General features: G+C 68.8%; 16 protein-coding genes. All 16 read left to right on the top strand.

The window, feature by feature from the left end:
• Positions 1-32 precede the first annotated feature (32 nt).
• The 16 genes from PGB26_RS12435 (at position 33) to PGB26_RS12360 (ending at position 16,020) form a co-directional block, all read left to right on the top strand.
• Positions 33-824 (top strand): L-threonylcarbamoyladenylate synthase, encoded by a 792-nt coding sequence (locus PGB26_RS12435; RefSeq protein WP_271637938.1) that lies wholly within the window; start codon positions 33-35, stop codon positions 822-824.
• A complete protein-coding gene (locus tag PGB26_RS12430; protein WP_271637937.1) occupies positions 821-2,020 on the top strand; it encodes an MraY family glycosyltransferase in 1,200 nt (399 codons plus the stop codon). The genes PGB26_RS12435 and PGB26_RS12430 overlap by 4 nt, the downstream gene beginning before the upstream one ends.
• Positions 2,017-2,526, top strand: coding sequence for a hypothetical protein (locus tag PGB26_RS12425; RefSeq protein WP_271637936.1), 510 nt, complete (start codon positions 2,017-2,019; stop codon positions 2,524-2,526). Before PGB26_RS12430 ends, PGB26_RS12425 begins: the two co-directional genes overlap by 4 nt.
• A gap of 179 nt (positions 2,527-2,705) precedes the next feature.
• A complete protein-coding gene (atpB, locus tag PGB26_RS12420) occupies positions 2,706-3,446 on the top strand; it encodes a F0F1 ATP synthase subunit A (RefSeq protein ID WP_271639664.1) in 741 nt (246 codons plus the stop codon).
• A gap of 43 nt (positions 3,447-3,489) precedes the next feature.
• Positions 3,490-3,729 (top strand): ATP synthase F0 subunit C, encoded by a 240-nt coding sequence (gene atpE, locus PGB26_RS12415; protein ID WP_045265023.1) that lies wholly within the window; start codon positions 3,490-3,492, stop codon positions 3,727-3,729.
• A gap of 27 nt (positions 3,730-3,756) precedes the next feature.
• A complete protein-coding gene (locus PGB26_RS12410) occupies positions 3,757-4,299 on the top strand; it encodes a F0F1 ATP synthase subunit B (RefSeq protein WP_271637934.1) in 543 nt (180 codons plus the stop codon).
• Positions 4,299-5,087, top strand: a complete 789-nt coding sequence (locus PGB26_RS12405) for a F0F1 ATP synthase subunit delta (protein WP_271637933.1) — start codon at positions 4,299-4,301, stop codon at positions 5,085-5,087. The genes PGB26_RS12410 and PGB26_RS12405 overlap by 1 nt, the downstream gene beginning before the upstream one ends.
• A 50-nt stretch (positions 5,088-5,137) precedes the next feature.
• Positions 5,138-6,778 (top strand): F0F1 ATP synthase subunit alpha, encoded by a 1,641-nt coding sequence (atpA, locus tag PGB26_RS12400; protein WP_271637932.1) that lies wholly within the window; start codon positions 5,138-5,140, stop codon positions 6,776-6,778.
• Positions 6,779-6,797: 19 nt separating this feature from the next.
• On the top strand, positions 6,798-7,691 hold the full coding sequence (locus tag PGB26_RS12395; RefSeq protein ID WP_271637931.1) for a F0F1 ATP synthase subunit gamma: 894 nt from the start codon (positions 6,798-6,800) through the stop codon (positions 7,689-7,691).
• A gap of 25 nt (positions 7,692-7,716) precedes the next feature.
• Positions 7,717-9,171 carry a F0F1 ATP synthase subunit beta gene (gene atpD / locus PGB26_RS12390; RefSeq protein WP_271637930.1) on the top strand — a complete coding sequence of 485 codons (1,455 nt, stop codon included), beginning with the start codon at positions 7,717-7,719 and terminating at the stop codon, positions 9,169-9,171.
• A gap of 2 nt (positions 9,172-9,173) precedes the next feature.
• The gene (locus tag PGB26_RS12385) at positions 9,174-9,434 is read left to right on the top strand and encodes a F0F1 ATP synthase subunit epsilon (RefSeq protein WP_099197126.1); all 261 of its coding nucleotides are present in this window, start codon (positions 9,174-9,176) and stop codon (positions 9,432-9,434) included.
• A 76-nt stretch (positions 9,435-9,510) separates the two neighbouring features.
• Positions 9,511-10,251, top strand: a complete 741-nt coding sequence (locus PGB26_RS12380) for a YaaA family protein (protein ID WP_271637929.1) — start codon at positions 9,511-9,513, stop codon at positions 10,249-10,251.
• Positions 10,252-10,362: 111 nt separating this feature from the next.
• Positions 10,363-11,196 (top strand): large exoprotein, encoded by an 834-nt coding sequence (locus tag PGB26_RS12375; protein ID WP_271637928.1) that lies wholly within the window; start codon positions 10,363-10,365, stop codon positions 11,194-11,196.
• 150 nt (positions 11,197-11,346) lie between these two features.
• Positions 11,347-12,330: an aldo/keto reductase gene (locus tag PGB26_RS12370; protein ID WP_271637927.1), complete on the top strand. Its 984-nt coding sequence runs from the start codon at positions 11,347-11,349 to the stop codon at positions 12,328-12,330.
• 68 nt (positions 12,331-12,398) lie between these two features.
• Positions 12,399-13,238, top strand: a complete 840-nt coding sequence (locus PGB26_RS12365) for a PP2C family protein-serine/threonine phosphatase (RefSeq protein ID WP_271637926.1) — start codon at positions 12,399-12,401, stop codon at positions 13,236-13,238.
• Positions 13,239-13,296: 58 nt separating this feature from the next.
• Positions 13,297-16,020 (top strand): FtsK/SpoIIIE domain-containing protein, encoded by a 2,724-nt coding sequence (locus PGB26_RS12360; protein WP_271637925.1) that lies wholly within the window; start codon positions 13,297-13,299, stop codon positions 16,018-16,020.
• Positions 16,021-16,027 lie beyond the last annotated feature (7 nt).

Raw genomic sequence — 16,027 nt, 5'->3', positions numbered from 1 at the left:
CACGGAGATCACCGACGTAGACTAGGAGTGCCATGTCAACTGTCTTCGATTGCCGCGACGACTCCCAGATCCTCGCCGGCATGCGCCATGCCCGTCAGGCGATCGCCCGTGGCGAGCTCGTCGTGCTGCCCACCGACACCGTGTACGGCGTCGCCGCGGACGCGTTCTCGCCCGCCGCCGTGCAGCGCCTGCTCGACGCCAAGGGTCGCGGACGCGACATGCCGCCGCCCGTCCTCGTCGCGGGACCGGACGTGCTCGCCGCCCTCGTCGAGTCGGTTCCCGCGCCGGTGCAGAAGCTCGTCGACGCGTTCTGGCCAGGGGGGCTCACCATCGTGCTGCCCGCCCAGCCGTCGCTGACCTGGGACCTTGGCGAGACGAAGGGCACCGTCGCCGTGCGGATGCCGGATCGTCGCATCGCACTCGAGCTGCTGGCCGAGACCGGCCCGCTCGCCGTCTCCAGTGCCAACCTCAGCGGCCGCGACGCGGCGATCATCGCGTCGGACGCGCAGGCGATGCTGGGCGACAGCGTCGCGGTCTACCTGGAGGAGGGCTACAGCGAGACCGGCGTGCCCTCGACCATCGTCGACGCCACCTCGCTCGTCGCCGCGCCCGACGGCGAGACCCCGATGGTGCGGATCCTCCGTGACGGCGCAGTGACCAGGGAGCAGCTGTCCGAGGTGCTCGGCGACCTGCTCGAGCCCGAGGAGCAGCCGGGCGAGGACGGGAGGAGCCCGGCCGGTGAGAGCCCGGTCGGTGAGAGCCCGGTCGACGAGAGCCCGGTCGACGAGAGCCCGGTCGACGAGAGCCCGGTCGACGAAGAGTGAAGCAGTATCTGTTCACGATCATCCTCACGGCGGCGATCACCTTCGCGCTGTCGTGGGCGGTGTGGCGGCTGAGCCTGCGGTTCAAGCTGTACCCCGGCATCCGTGAACGCGATGTGCACAAGACGCCGACCCCGCGCCTGGGCGGCGTCGCCATGTTCATAGGCATCGCCAGCGCCGTCCTCATCTCCGCCGCGAATCCGTTCTTCGAGAACATGTGGTCGCCGCCGAACACCCTGTGGGCCATCCTCGCCGCCGCGTTTCTTATCGCGGTGGTGGGCGTGATCGACGACCTGATCGATCTGGACTGGATGATCAAGCTCGCCGCGCAGTTCCTCGCCGCTGGGATCATCTCTGTCGGCGGCGGACTGCAGATCCTGTCGCTGCCGGTCGGCGACATGATCCTCGTCTCCAGCTGGGTGAGCATCTCGATCACGATGTTCGCGATCGTCGTGGTGATGAACGCCGTCAACTTCATCGACGGGCTGGACGGGCTGGTCGCGGGCGCCTGTCTCATCGCCAACGGCGTGTTCTTCGTCTACGCCTACATCCTCACGCGCGACTCCGGCGCGACCAGCTACTTCAACCTCGCGACCTTCCTCGCGGCGGTGCTCATCGGGGCGTGCCTCGGATTCCTGCCGCTGAACTGGAGCCCGGCGAAGCTCTTCATGGGCGACTCCGGTGCCCTGGTGCTGGGTCTGCTGATGGCGACCTCCACTATCGCGCTGACGACGCAGGGCGATGTCAACGCCTTCGATCCCGAGCGCTTCGGCCGCTCGCAGCTGCTCGGTGCGTTCATCCCCATCGTCCTGCCGCTCGTGATCGTCATGCTGCCGCTGCTCGACTTCGGCCTCGCCGTCTCACGCCGCATGCGCGCGGGCAGGTCGCCGTTCTCTCCGGATCGCAAGCACCTGCATCACCGGATGCTCGATCTCGGTCACCGCCACCGCGACGCCGTGCTGATCTTCTATGCGTGGAGTGCGATCATCTCGCTGACCGTGCTGCTGATGTACATCGCCGGGCGGCAGGACTGGCCCGGCGGGTACCTCGCCGCCGTCGCGTTCGGCATCGTGGGCGTCGTCGCCTGCCTGATCGTCACGCGCACCCCGCTGCGGGTGCGGCGAAGAGCCGCAGAGCGCAGAGCCGCCAGCCCATCCGATCCGACCCCTCCCGACACCGAGCACATGGAGCCCCGATGACCCCGAGCCCCGTCTCCAGCACACCCATCCTGCGGCGCACGCTGACGTGGTCGGCGGGTGCGGCCGTCGTGCTCGCCCTCGCCGCGGGCGGCATCGGATACGCCGTCGACGGGACGAGCGGGCTGTGGAGCGGACTGGTCGGCGTGCTGCTCGCCTTCGTGTTCCTCGGGATCACGGCCGGAAGCATCCTGTTCGCGAACCGCTGGTTCGGAGAACCCCTCTACGTGCAGCTCTTCTTCGCGATCGTGCTGGGCGGCTGGCTGGTCAAACTGGGTCTGTTCCTCGTGATCATGATCGTGATCAGCGGACAGCCGTGGATCTCGCCGCTCGTCTTCTTCCTCTCCATCGTCGCCGGGGTGATCCTCTCCCTGGTCGTCGACGCGGTCGTGCTCGTCCGCATGCGTCTGCCGCACGTGAGCGACATCGAACTCCCGACGGTCAACCCCGAGGACGAACCCGACACCGGCGGCCGAAACGCGCATGGCAGGACCGAGGGCGACCGCTGAATCTGGTAGTGTTGTCCCGTGCCCGCCGCTCGTCTCGCGAGCGCTTGCGCTGACGCACAACGTCCCTCGTCGCCCCGGTTCTCGCCGGTGACCCGAAGCTGGAGCCCGCGCTGTTGAATCCCGTTGCGACCCTGACCCTTCGTCCGATCGCCGGTGACGGTGAATTCCACGGCCCGTCGATGGGCGAGTTCTTCCCGGACATCCTCTTCACCGTGTTCGGTGTGCCGATGCACCGCATCCACCTCATCCAGCTGCTGTCGGTGATCGCCGTCGTGCTGATCATGTGGCTCGGCACCCGTCGCATGAAGGTCGTGCCGGGCCGCTTCCAGAGCCTCGTCGAGATGGGCATCGGGTTCGTGCGCACCGGCATCGGTCACGACCTGCTCGGCCGCAAGGACGGCGAGCGGTTCGCGCCGCTGCTCGTGACGATGTTCTTCATGATCCTGTTCATGAACATCACCGGGATCATCCCGTTCCTGAACATGCCGGGAACCGCGATCATCGCCGTGCCGCTCACGCTCGCCGTGATCAGCTACGTGACCTTCATCTACGCCGGCATGAAGAAGAGCCCGCTCGGGTTCTGGAAGAACTCGCTCTTCCCCGCGGGCGTGCCGTGGCCGGTCTACATCATCGTCACCCCGCTGGAGTTCATCTCCACCTTCATCATCCGTCCGGTGACCCTCACCCTGCGTCTGATGATGAACCTCGTCGTCGGCCACATGATCCTCGTGCTGTGCTTCGCGGCAACGCACTTCTTCTTCTTCACCGCAGGTGGCGGCTGGGCGGCGCTCGGCGTCGGCACGCTCGCCTTCGGCGGCGCCTTCACTCTCTTCGAGATCCTGGTCGTCGTCCTGCAGTCCTACGTCTTCACCGTCCTCACCGCGATCTACATCCAGCTCGCGGTCGCAGAAGAGCACTGAGCGGGTCGGCAACTGCCGTCCCACCCAACGAAAGGAAAAACCCGTGGACGCTACTACGGTTCTCGCTGAAATCAACGGTCACATCGGTGCGGTCGGCTACGGCCTCGCAGCCATCGGACCGGCCATCGGCGTGGGCATCGTCGTCGGCAAGACCATCGAGGGTGTCGCCCGTCAGCCTGAGCTGGCCGGCCGTCTCCAGGTCCTCATGTGGATCGGTATCGCCTTCACCGAGGCACTCGCGTTCGTCGGCATCGCCGTCGCATTCATCCCGTTCCCCGCGTAATCCACACCGACTTCTGAAGGAGACAGGATGCTGAACGCTCTTGTCACGAACCTCGCGGCGGAGACCGAGGCGCAGAACCCGCTCATCCCCGCGTGGTACGACATCATCTGGTCGGGCCTGTGGTTCCTCATCATCCTCATCGTGGTGTGGAAGGTCGCCCTTCCTCGCCTGACCGCGATGCTCGACGAGCGCTCAGCCGCTATCGAAGGCAACATCGCCAAGGCGGATGAGGCGCAGAAGCAGGCCGAGGCCGCGCTGGAGGAGTACACCCGCCAGCTCGCCGAGGCACGCACCGAAGCCGGTGAGATCCGCGAAGCCGCCCGTGAGGACGGCAAGAAGATCGTGACCGAGGCCAAGGAGGCCGCGGTCGCCGAGGCGGGCCGCATCACTGCAGCCGCTCACTCGCAGATCGAGGCCGAGCGCCAGGCGGCGTTCGTCTCACTGCGCAGCGAGGTCGGCACGCTCGCGATCGACCTCGCCGGCAACGTCGTGGGGGAGACCCTCAGCGATGACGCCCGCGCGACGGCCGTCGTGGACCGCTTCCTCGCCGACCTCGAGAAGGCCAAGTAATGGGCAGCGCGACCACTCAGGCACTCGCGGCATCGACGGACGCGCTTGCCGCAGCGTCGGGCCTGAACCTCGACAGTGCGGCCGAGCTCTTCGCTGCGGCCCGCACGATCGGGGAGTCGGCTCAGCTGAGCGGCGCGCTCGCCGATCCCGCAGCTCCGGCTGAGGCGCGCAGCGCGCTCGTCTCGGCCGTCTTCGCCGGTGTCTCGGCTCCGGTGCGCACGCTGCTGACCGCGGTCGCAGCTCAGCGCTGGTCGTCGGAGTCCGACCTCGTCGACGGTGTCGAAGAGCTCGCGATTCGGGCAGCCGCCGCTGCGTCTGCCGGTGACGACGTCGCGACGGAGCTGTTCGGCTTCTCGCGCGTCGTCGCGGCGAACCCGGAGCTCGAGCTCGCGCTCGGCGGTCGGCTCGGTGGTGACGCCGCAAAGCGCGCACTCGTCGAGCGCGTGCTCGGCGGCGCCGTGTCACCGGCGACCATGCTGATCGCCTCGTCCCTGGTGCCGCGGCCGCGTGAGCGCCGCGTTCGCCAAGTGCTCAGCCGCGCGGTTCGCATCGTCGCAGCTCAGGCAGGCCGTTCGGTGGCGACGGTGTACACCGCCGCTCCTCTCGAGGCTGCACAGGAAGCGCGTCTGCGTGACGCGCTCGCACGCCGCTACGGCGGCGAGATCTCCATCAACCAGGTGATCGACCAGACCGTCGTCGGTGGCCTGCGCGTGCAGATCGCCGATGACGTCATCGACGGCAGCATCTCCGCCCGACTCGCCGATCTTCGCCAGAAGCTCGCGAGCTGAACAACTTCACGCGGGGAACCGCGGACACCCAGACACACAAAGGGAAGACAATGGCAGAACTATCGATCAGCCCCGACGTCATCCGTGACGCGCTGAAGGACTTCGCCGCCGCCTACGAGCCCACCGGCGCCGCGGCGACCGAGGTCGGCACCGTCACCGACGCAGCCGATGGCATCGCGCACGTCGAGGGACTGCCGGGCGTCATGGCCAACGAGCTCGTCACCTTCGCTGACGGCACGAAGGGCCTGGCCCTGAACCTCGACGAGCACGAGATCGGCGTGGTCGTGCTCGGCGACTTCACCGGCATCGAGGCCGGCCAGGAGGTGACCCGCACCGGCGAGGTTCTCTCCGTACCGGTCGGCGACGGCTACCTGGGTCGTGTCGTCGACCCACTCGGCAACCCGATCGACGGACTCGGCTCCATCGCGACCGAGGGCTCGCGTGAGCTCGAGCTGCAGGCGCCCGGCGTCATGCAGCGCAAGTCGGTGCACGAGCCGATGCAGACCGGCGTCAAGGCGATCGACGCCATGATCCCCGTCGGCCGCGGTCAGCGCCAGCTGATCATCGGCGACCGCCAGACCGGAAAGACCGCGCTGGCGATCGACACGATCATCAACCAGAAGGCCAACTGGGAGTCGGGCGACGTCAACAAGCAGGTGCGCTGCATCTACGTCGCGATCGGTCAGAAGGGCTCGACCATCGCCGGTGTGCGCGGCGCCCTCGAGGAGGCCGGCGCGATGGAGTACACCACCATCGTCGCGGCCCCTGCGTCCGACCCGGCCGGCTTCAAGTACCTCGCCCCCTACACCGGTTCGGCCATCGGCCAGCACTGGATGTACGGCGGCAAGCACGTCCTGATCATCTTCGATGACCTGTCTAAGCAGGCTGAGGCCTACCGCGCCGTGTCGCTTCTGCTGCGCCGCCCGCCGGGGCGCGAGGCGTACCCGGGTGACGTCTTCTACCTGCACTCGCGTCTGCTCGAGCGCTGCGCGAAGCTGTCCGACGAGCTCGGTGCCGGTTCGATGACGGGTCTGCCGATCATCGAGACCAAGGCGAACGACGTCTCGGCGTACATCCCGACCAACGTGATCTCGATCACGGACGGCCAGATCTTCCTGCAGTCCGACCTGTTCAACGCCAACCAGCGTCCCGCGGTCGACGTGGGCATCTCGGTCTCGCGAGTCGGCGGTGACGCCCAGGTGAAGTCGATCAAGAAGGTCTCCGGAACGCTGAAGCTGGAGCTCGCGCAGTACCGCTCCCTCGAGGCGTTCGCGATGTTCGCGTCCGATCTCGATGCGGCGTCGCGTCGTCAGCTCGCCCGTGGTGCGCGCCTGACCGAGCTGCTCAAGCAGCCGCAGTACTCGCCGTACCCCGTCGAGGAGCAGGTCGTCTCGATCTGGGCCGGAACGAACGGCAAGCTCGACTCGATCGAGGTCGAGGATGTGCTCCGCTTCGAGCGCGACCTCCTCGACTACCTGCGTCGCAACACGTCGATCCTCGACACCCTGCGTGACACCAACGTCCTCGACGACGCCACGGTGGCAGAGCTCGACAAGCAGACGGACGCCTTCATCCTGGAGTTCCAGGGCGGCAAGGGCCAGTCGATCAGCAACCCGGGCAATGAGCAGGTGTCGGCAGAGGACGCCGGTGACGTCAGCCAGGAGAAGATCGTCAAGGGTCGTCGCGCGTAACCGCGTGAGGTACTGATTCATGGGCGCTCAACTCAGGGTCTACAAGCAGAAGATCTCTTCTGCTCAGACGACCAAGAAGATCACGAAGGCGATGGAACTCATCGCGGCTTCGCGCATCCAGAAGGCGATGGCACGCGTCAAGGCGTCCAGCCCCTTCGCGCGGGCCGTGACGAGGGCCGTGTCCGCCGTCGCGACGCACTCCAGCGTCGACCACCCGCTCACCCGCGAGGCTGAGACGATCCGCCGGACGGCGGTCGTCATCTTCTCGAGTGACCGGGGTCTGGCCGGCGCGTTCAACTCCCAGGTGATCCGCGAGGGTCTCGAGCAGGGCGAGCGTCTGCGTGAGCTCGGCCGTGAGCCGGTGTACTACCTGATCGGGCGCAAGGCGGTCGGGTACTTCCAGTTCCGTCGCATCGAGTCCGCCGCGGAATGGATCGGCGACACCGACACGCCGTCGTTCCACACCGCCGAGGAGATCGCGCACACGCTGCAGGAGGCCTTCCTGCGCGGTGGCGCCTCCGAGGGCGTCGACGAGATCGTGCTGGTGTACAACCGCTTCGTCAGCATGATGACGCAGGAGCCCACCGCCCTTCGTCTGCTGCCGCTCGAGATCGAAGAGGCCGAGGACACGGCGACCGCCGCGGTGTACCCGCTCTACGAGTTCGAGCCCGACGCCGAGACGGTGCTGGACGCCATCCTGCCGGTGTACATCCAGAGCCGCGTGTTCAACGCGCTTCTGCAGTCGTCGGCAGCGAAGCAGGCCGCGACGCAGAAGGCGATGAAGTCGGCCAGCGACAACGCCGACAAGCTGATCACCGACTACACCCGCCTGCGCAACAACGCTCGCCAGGCCGAGATCACCCAGCAGATCGCAGAGATCGTCGGCGGCGCCGACGCCCTGGCATCCAGCTGACACACATCAGGAGAAGAGACGAGAAATGACCACCACCGCCATGGCTGAGCAGCCGGCGACCGCGGTCGTCGGACGCGTCGCACGCGTCAACGGTCCGGTTGTCGACATCGAGTTCCCGCACGACTCGATCCCCGACATCTACAACGCCCTCAAGACCACCATCACGATCGGCGAGGACTCGACCGAGATCACGCTCGAGGTCGCACAGCACCTCGGCGACGACCTCGTCCGCGCCATCGCCCTGAAGCCGACCGACGGCATCGTCCGCGGTCAGGAGGTGCGCGACACCGGCGAGGCCATCTCGGTCCCCGTCGGCGACGTGACCAAGGGCAAGGTCTTCAACGTGATCGGCGAGGTCCTCAACGCCGAGCCCGGCGAGACCATCGAGGTCACCGAGCGCTGGCCGATCCACCGCAAGGCGCCGAACTTCGACCAGCTCGAGTCGAAGACCACCATGTTCGAGACCGGCATCAAGTCGATCGACCTCCTCACCCCCTACGTGCAGGGTGGAAAGATCGGTCTGTTCGGTGGCGCGGGTGTCGGCAAGACCGTGCTCATCCAGGAGATGATCCAGCGCGTCGCGCAGGACCACGGTGGTGTGTCGGTGTTCGCCGGTGTCGGCGAGCGCACCCGTGAGGGCAACGACCTCATCCACGAGATGGAGGAGGCGGGCGTCTTCGACAAGACCGCCCTCGTCTTCGGCCAGATGGACGAGCCGCCGGGGACGCGTCTGCGCGTCGCCCTGTCGGCGCTGACCATGGCGGAGTACTTCCGCGATGTGCAGAAGCAGGACGTGCTGCTCTTCATCGACAACATCTTCCGCTTCACGCAGGCCGGTTCCGAGGTCTCCACGCTGCTGGGCCGCATGCCCTCGGCTGTGGGCTACCAGCCGAACCTCGCCGACGAGATGGGCCTCCTGCAGGAGCGCATCACCTCGACGCGCGGCCACTCGATCACCTCGCTGCAGGCGATCTACGTGCCGGCCGACGACTACACCGACCCGGCCCCCGCGACCACGTTCGCGCACCTCGACGCCACCACCGAGCTCTCGCGTGAGATCGCGTCGAAGGGTCTGTACCCCGCGATCGACCCGCTGACCTCGACGTCGCGCATCATGGACCCCCGCTACCTGGGGGAGGACCACTACCGGGTGGCGACCACCGTCAAGCAGATCCTGCAGAAGAACAAGGAGCTGCAGGAGATCATCGCCATCCTCGGTGTCGACGAGCTCTCCGAAGAGGACAAGATCGTCGTCTCGCGTGCCCGTCGCATCCAGCAGTTCCTCTCGCAGAACACCTACATGGCGAAGAAGTTCACCGGCGTCGAGGGCTCGACCGTGCCGCTGAAGGAGACCATCGAGTCGTTCGATGCGATCTGCCGCGGTGACTTCGACCACGTCGCCGAGCAGGCGTTCTTCAACGTCGGCGGCATCTCCGACGTCGAAGAGGCATGGGCGAAGATCCAGAAGGAGAACGCCTGACCATGGCGCTGCACGTGAGCCTCGTCTCCGCTGACGCGGAGGTCTGGACGGGGGAGGCGTCGCTCGTCGTCGCCAAGACCGTCGAGGGCGAGATCGGCATCATGTCCGGTCACGAGCCGGTGCTGGCCATCCTCGCTCAGGGCGAGGTCCGCATCACTCAGACCGACGGCAGCAAGGTGCTCGCGAACGCTCAGGACGGCTTCCTCTCGATGGAGGGCGAGACGCTCACCATCGTGGCCGGCAACGCCGCGCTGATCGCCTGACAGCAGTACTGCCCCGCGTCCGCTCCGGATCGTGCCCCGCACGAACCGGAGCGGACGCTTCTCATGTGTGGAGCCCATGAAGATCCTTCTGCCCCCGTCAGAGACCAAGCGTCCAGGCGGATCCGGAGACCCGCTGCGCCTCGAGAACCTTGCGCTGCCGGCGCTGACCCCGCAACGCGCCGAGCTGATCGACGCCCTCGTCGCGCTCTGCGCCGACGAGAGCGAGGCCCGGCGAGTGCTGAAGCTCAGCGAACGTCAGGCGGGTGAGGTCGAGCACAACCGGATGCTGCGCGCAGCCCCCACGATGGCCGCCATCGACCGCTACACCGGCGTGCTCTACGACGCTCTCGATGCCGCTTCACTGGATCGGCGAGCCCGGCACTGGCTCGGCGAGCACGTCCTGATCCACTCGGCGCCGTTCGGCCCGATCGGCGCCCTCGACGAGATCCCCGTGTACCGGCTGGCGGCCGGCACCTCCCTGCCCGGCATCAGGGCTCTGCGCCGCCACTGGGCGCAGGCGACCTCCGAAGCGCTGACGGAGGCCGGCTTCGTGCTCGATCTGCGCAGCGAGTCGTACGTGGCGCTCGGGCCGGTGGCGGGGGTCGTTCCATCGACGTACGTGCGGGTGGTCACCGACGAGGGTCGCGCGCTGAATCACTTCAACAAGAGGGGCAAGGGCGCTCTCGTGCGCGCCCTCGCCACGACACGCCCGAGGGCTCGATCCGCGAGCGCGCTGCTGCGGTGGGCCGAGCAGAACGGCATCCGGATGCGCGAGAGCGCGGATGCCGGTGTGCTGGAGCTCGTCGTCGGCGACTGATCCGCCGGCGTCTCGTTGCCCGTGATCCGGCGGCTTCGCTAGCATGTCGGGTGCACGAGATCCGCACGGGGGAGCACTACGGCTTCCTCTCTACGAGAGACTGGTTCATTCATGGGATATGGCGACTACGGCGACTACACCGCCTTCGCTGCGATCATCGGCCTGGTGACGGTGCTGCTGTTCATCGTCGGGCCGATCATGTACGTCATCTCGTCGATCTTCATGATGAAGATCTTCGAGAAGGCCGGCGTCGTCGGTAAGTGGCGCGCCTGGGTACCGGTCTACCGCGAGATGATCTTCTTCAAGCTCGGCGACATGAGCCCCTGGCTCGTGCTGTACACGCTGGGCGCGACGCTTCTGCTCTCCTGGACGGGCATCGGCGGCATCTTCGGTCTGGTCTTCACCGCCCTCTTCGCGATGGCGGGCTGGCGCGTGGGGCTCAAGCTGCAGAAGGAAGCGGCCTGGGTCATCCTCTTCGTGCTGCTGAACATCGTGTGGATGGGCATCGCCGCGTTCGACCGCTCACGCTGGAACCCGAACATCGCGCCCGCGCCGTGGGCCGGCAACGGCTTCCTCGCCGACCGCACTGTCTGGGACGGCGTCCCCGTGCAGCCCGGCCAGAACGCAGCCCCGGCGGCCGCCTGGGGCGCGCCGCAGGGCTACGCGCCGCCTGCCCCGCAGGGGTACACGCCTCCCGCCCCGCAGGGCTACGCCCCTCCGGCGCAGCCCGGTTACGGGCAGCCGGCCCAGCCGGGCGACGAGCAGCCGGGCTATGGCGCTCCGGTCAATCCCGCAGCGCCGGTTCCGCCGGCACCGGGCGCGCCGGTGCCGCCGCCGGCGACCCCTCCCGCGCCTCCCGCCCCGCCGGCAGCGCCTCCGGCCGCACCTCCCGTGCCTCCTGCGCCCCCGGCAGACCCGGAGGACCCGTCGCAGCCGCGTCCCTGAACCGATAGCGCAGAGCCCCCGACCTCGTCGGGGGCTCTGTCGTGTCTGTGCGCCGCACGTCCGCCGATCCGGGCGCATCTGCCGTCGCGATGGCGTCACCCGACCGCCGCGCCGGTCCGGGCACGTCCGTCGCCCCGATAGTGTGGACATATGGTCACCTCGCAGCGTCGCGTCGGCGCATCCGGACTCGTCGTATCCGCCGCCGGTCTCGGCTGCAACAACTTCGGGCGTGCGGGAACCGTGACCGAGACGCTCGACGGCACCCGCGAGGTGATCGACGCCGCGCTCGCGAACGGCGTGTTCTTCTTCGACACCGCCGACATGTACGGCGCCGACGCGGGCCGAAGCGAAGAGCTCATGGGCGAGGCGCTCGAGGGACGCCGCGAGCGCGTCGTGCTGGCTACCAAGTTCGGTCACGAGCGCGATATGGGCTACGACTTCCCGGGTGGTCGCGGATCGCGCCGATACGTCCGGCACGCTGTCGAGCACTCGCTCCGCCGTCTGCGCACCGACTGGATCGACCTGTACCAGCTGCACCTGCCCGACCCGCAGACGCCGATCGCAGAGACGATCGACGCCCTCGACGAGCTCGTCGACGAGGGCAAGATCCGCTACTACGGGCACTCGAACTTCACCGGCTGGCAGATCGCCGAGGCCGAGCTCACCTCCCGCGCCCGCTCGACCGGGCGCTTCATCTCCGCACAGAACCACTACTCGCTGCTGGCGCGTGCCTCCGAGCGCGAGGTGCTGCCTGCAGTCGACCGCTACGATCTCGGCTTCTTCCCGTTCTTCCCGCTGAAGAACGGGCTGCTCACCGGCAAGTTCACCCGCGAGGGCGGACCGTCGGGCAGCCGGATCATGCAGACGCGTCAGCATATCTGGGCGGATGCCCCCTGGGACGCTCTCGAGCAGTACCAGGCCTTCTGCGATCAGCGCGACATCACGATGCTTCAGGCCACGTTCGGATGGCTGCTCGCACAGCCCGCCGTCTCGAGCGTGATCGCCGGGGCGACGACACCCGAGCAGGTCGAGGCGAACGCCGCCGCCGCCGACGCCTGGACGCCGTCGGCGGACGACCTGGCCGAGATCGACGCACTGTTCCCGCTGCCCGAGGACCCTGGCGACCGGATGTGACGGCGCCACTACGATGATCATGAATCCTGCGGCCGACCGGCCGCCGCACCGCCTTATGGAGAGCCCACGTGCCTGAGACCACGACGCAGACTTTCCGCGTCAGCGATGACCTCGAGCTCACCTGGGCGGGCGTGACCGACCGGGGCCGCCGCCGCGAGAACAACCAGGATTCCTTCCTCGCGAAGTACCCGCTGTTCATCGTCGCCGACGGCATGGGCGGGCACGCGGGTGGGGAGATCGCCAGCCAGGCCACCGTCGATCGGCTCTCCGACATGGTCGACGCGGGCCCGATCGACGACGAGCGCATCGTCGCCGCCCTTCAGCTCGCCGTCGATGACATCCACCGCCATCCCGAGACGACCGATGAGGGCACCGGAACGACCCTCACCGGCGTGTACCTGGATCGCGGTGAGGACGGCTGGCGCTGGATCTCGCTGAACATCGGCGATTCGCGGGTCTACCTCGAGCGCGAAGGCCGCCTGATCCAAGTCACCACCGATCACTCGGTCGTGCAGGAGCTCATCGCCTCGGGCAAGATCAGCCCGGAAGAGGCCGACGCCCACCCGTACAGCAACGTCATCACTCGAGCGGTCGGGGCGAACGAGCTCGTATCACCCGACTACGTCGCGATAGACGTCGTCGACGGCGACCGCTTCATCATCTGCTCCGACGGCCTCACCAAAGAGCTCACCGACTACGGCATCCTGCACTTCCTGCGTGAGAACGCCGAGCCCGCAGATGCGGTCAACGCGATGGTCGACGCCGCGCTCGAGAACGGCGGACGAGACAACGTCACGCTGATCGTGCTCAACGTGCGCTTCACCGGTGGCGCCGACGACCAGACCGCCACGGGGCGCTCGACCGCCGCCGACGAGTCCTCCTCCACAGAACCCGCAATCGAGGATTGAGCCGATCGGGCCTGTGGACAGGTCCGATCGGGCCGCCGCGATGCGCTGAGATGGGCGGATGGATGCCACGACCATCGTCCTGCCCGCAGCTCCCGCACAGCCGACGCGACCACCGCTCCCGCTGCTGGCCGCCATCGTCCCGGTCATCGCCGGCGTGGTGCTGTGGCTGATCACGGGATCTCTGTTCGCACTGTGCTTCGCCGCTCTCGGCCCGCTCATGCTGCTCGCCTCCTTCTTCGACGGCACGCGATCGCGGCGCCGAGCGCGTCGGCAGGCGGAGGGCGAATCCGATGCGGCGTGGCAGCGCGCGGAAGACGAGCTTGTGCGCCTGCATGAGCAGGAGCACCGCATTCTCTGGCATCGCTCACCCGACGTGGCCGGATGCCTGCTCGACCCGCCGCTGCGCGGCGGCGCGCGGCTGAGCGCCGCCACCGAGCTCGTGATCGGGCGAGGGCGCAGCGCGAGCCGGGTGCGCGCATCGGGCGGCGACGACGAGAGATCCCGCGCCTTCCGCGAGCGCGCCGAGCAACTCGCCGACGCCCCGATCATCGTCGAGCTCGGCGGCGGAGTGTGCGTGCGCGCGCCCCGGCCGGTCGCGACCGCCGTCGTCCGGGCACTGGTGGCGCAGCTCTGCCTGCGGTTCGGGACCTCGGAGCTGAGCCTGCACGGCCCCGGAGTCTCGGACTGGGGGCTCGGCGGCTTCCCGCACGTCGATCGACGCAGCGCGCGATTCCGGCTGAGGGTCGGCGACGGAGCAGAACCTGCCGATGCGGTCATCTGCATTCGGCTGCCGGGGGAGGAGCCACCGGAGGGCGTCACGACCGTACTCGAGTGCATCGCGCCATCCCGGGCGGTGGCGCGAACCGCGGAGGGGCTGCGGGATCTGTCCCTCGAGGCGGTCTCGGAGCAGCAGATCGGCATGGTCGCCGTCGGAGCCGTCAGCCGGTCGGAGGACGACGCTCGGCTCCCGGATGCCGTGACGCTCGGGGAGCTCGAGGCCGGGGCCGGCGGAGACGGCCGGCTCCTCGCCCGATTCGGGCGGGGCGCGCAGGGCGACGTGCTCGTCGATCTCGTCGACGACGGGCCGCATGCGATCGTCACCGGCATGACCGGCACGGGCAAGAGCGAGCTGCTGACCAGCTGGGTGGCCGCGATCGCGGCCGCGCACGCACCCGAGGAGGTGACGTTCGTGCTGATCGACTTCAAGGGAGGCACCGCGTTCGATCCGCTGCGCGCCCTGCCGCACGTCGTCGCGGTGGTGACCGATCTCGACGCGGCCGGCGCCCGACGCGGTGTGGGGAGCCTCAGCGCCGAGCTGCGTCGCCGGGAGGCGGCGCTGGCCGCAGCCGGTGCGCGGGACGTGGCCGCGTTCCCCGCGCTCGCGCGGCTCGTGATCGTGGTCGACGAGTTCGCCGCCCTCGTGCAGGAGCATCCCGATCTCGCGCAGATCTTCACGGATGTCGCCGCCCGCGGCCGTGCGCTGGGCATGCACCTCGTTCTCGGCACGCAGCGCGCGGGCGGCGTGATCCGGGATGCCCTGGCGGCGAACTGTCCGCTTCGGCTGAGCCTGCGCGTGGCCGAACCCGCCGACAGCCGCCTGGTGATCGGATCGGAGGCCGCTGCCGAGCTGCCAGGCGGACCGGCGTCGCGCGGGCTGGCCTACGTGCGACGACCGGAGGACGTCGAGCCGCAGGCCATGCGCGTCGCGCTGACCGCACCGCACGACCTCGCGACGGTGGCGCGCCGGTGGGCGGGAGTCGAGACGCCGGCCAGCCCTTGGCTGCCGCCGCTGCCCCGCATGATCGACGTGCCCGCCGACCGCAGCGGTGGCGAGCGCGGCGGCGTCGTGCTCGGCAGGGCGGACGAGCCCGAGCAGCAGAGACAGCCGTGGGTGCGTCTTGCAGCCGGTGAAGGGCTCGGTGTCATCGGCGGGCCGTCCTCGGGCAAGAGCACCCTGATCCGCGCCGTGCACTCCCAGGTCCCGGATGCGGTCGTCATCCCGGTGGACGCGGAGGAGGCGTGGGATGCTGTCGCCGAGCTGTCGTCGGGCCGCCACGGAATGGTCCTCTGCGATGATCTCGATGTGCTGTTCGCTCAGTACCCGGCCGAGCACGCGCAGCTGTTCGTCAGCCGCTGGGAGCGCATCCTCCGGGCCCCGGCGGGTGCCGTGATCACCGTGTCGCGGGCGTCGGGTCCGGTCGGCCGGCTGCTCGACGGCGTGACGCACCGAGCGCTGCTGCGGCTGGGCAGCAGGGTGGAGCACATCGCCGCCGGCGGAGAGTCCGCCGGGTTCGATCCGCATCGCCCGGCTGGCCGCGGATGGGTGGACGGCCGTGACGTGCAGCTGTGCTGGGCGGATCCGGTCGCTGGGACGAGCGGGCGTGGGGCCGGCACGCGCGCTCGCGGCGGCGCGACCTGGCGGCCGCAGCGCTCGACCGCGGGGGTCGTGACATCGGCGGTCGACGAGACCCGCGCGTCGCTCGCACACGCGAACCCCGGATGCCGGGTGATCACCCTGGCGGAGCGCGATGCCGCGGCGGACGCCCCGGATGCCGATGGCTCGCCGCGGGTGATCGTCGGCGATCCCGAGCAGTGGCGTGCGCAGTGGTCGCTGCTGCAGAGCATCCGCACCGCAGGCGAACTCGTGATCGCGGCCGAATGCGCCACAGAGCTGCGCCAGCTCGCCGGGGTGCGCGATACTCCGCCGTTCGCCAGGCTCCACGAGGGCAGGGCGTGGGCGGTGGTGGCAGGAGGCCGCGCGAGGCGCGTGCGGGTGATGTGACGAGCGG

The organism is Microbacterium sp. nov. GSS16 (genome assembly GCF_028198145.1).
Classification (GTDB): Bacteria; Actinomycetota; Actinomycetes; order Actinomycetales; family Microbacteriaceae; genus Microbacterium.
The sequence above is the reverse complement of the archived record's forward strand: the minus strand, read 5'-3'. Positions and strand labels throughout refer to the sequence as shown.

Coding starts and splice junctions, on each gene's coding strand:
- PGB26_RS12435 (WP_271637938.1), top strand. CDS start 33: ATGTCAACTGTCTTCGATTGCCGCGACGACTCCCAGATCCTCGCCGGC.
- PGB26_RS12425 (WP_271637936.1), top strand. CDS start 2,017: ATGACCCCGAGCCCCGTCTCCAGCACACCCATCCTGCGGCGCACGCTG.
- atpB (WP_271639664.1), top strand. CDS start 2,706: ATGGGCGAGTTCTTCCCGGACATCCTCTTCACCGTGTTCGGTGTGCCG.
- PGB26_RS12410 (WP_271637934.1), top strand. CDS start 3,757: ATGCTGAACGCTCTTGTCACGAACCTCGCGGCGGAGACCGAGGCGCAG.
- PGB26_RS12405 (WP_271637933.1), top strand. CDS start 4,299: ATGGGCAGCGCGACCACTCAGGCACTCGCGGCATCGACGGACGCGCTT.
- atpA (WP_271637932.1), top strand. CDS start 5,138: ATGGCAGAACTATCGATCAGCCCCGACGTCATCCGTGACGCGCTGAAG.
- PGB26_RS12395 (WP_271637931.1), top strand. CDS start 6,798: ATGGGCGCTCAACTCAGGGTCTACAAGCAGAAGATCTCTTCTGCTCAG.
- atpD (WP_271637930.1), top strand. CDS start 7,717: ATGACCACCACCGCCATGGCTGAGCAGCCGGCGACCGCGGTCGTCGGA.
- PGB26_RS12385 (WP_099197126.1), top strand. CDS start 9,174: ATGGCGCTGCACGTGAGCCTCGTCTCCGCTGACGCGGAGGTCTGGACG.
- PGB26_RS12380 (WP_271637929.1), top strand. CDS start 9,511: ATGAAGATCCTTCTGCCCCCGTCAGAGACCAAGCGTCCAGGCGGATCC.
- PGB26_RS12375 (WP_271637928.1), top strand. CDS start 10,363: ATGGGATATGGCGACTACGGCGACTACACCGCCTTCGCTGCGATCATC.
- PGB26_RS12370 (WP_271637927.1), top strand. CDS start 11,347: ATGGTCACCTCGCAGCGTCGCGTCGGCGCATCCGGACTCGTCGTATCC.
- PGB26_RS12360 (WP_271637925.1), top strand. CDS start 13,297: ATGGATGCCACGACCATCGTCCTGCCCGCAGCTCCCGCACAGCCGACG.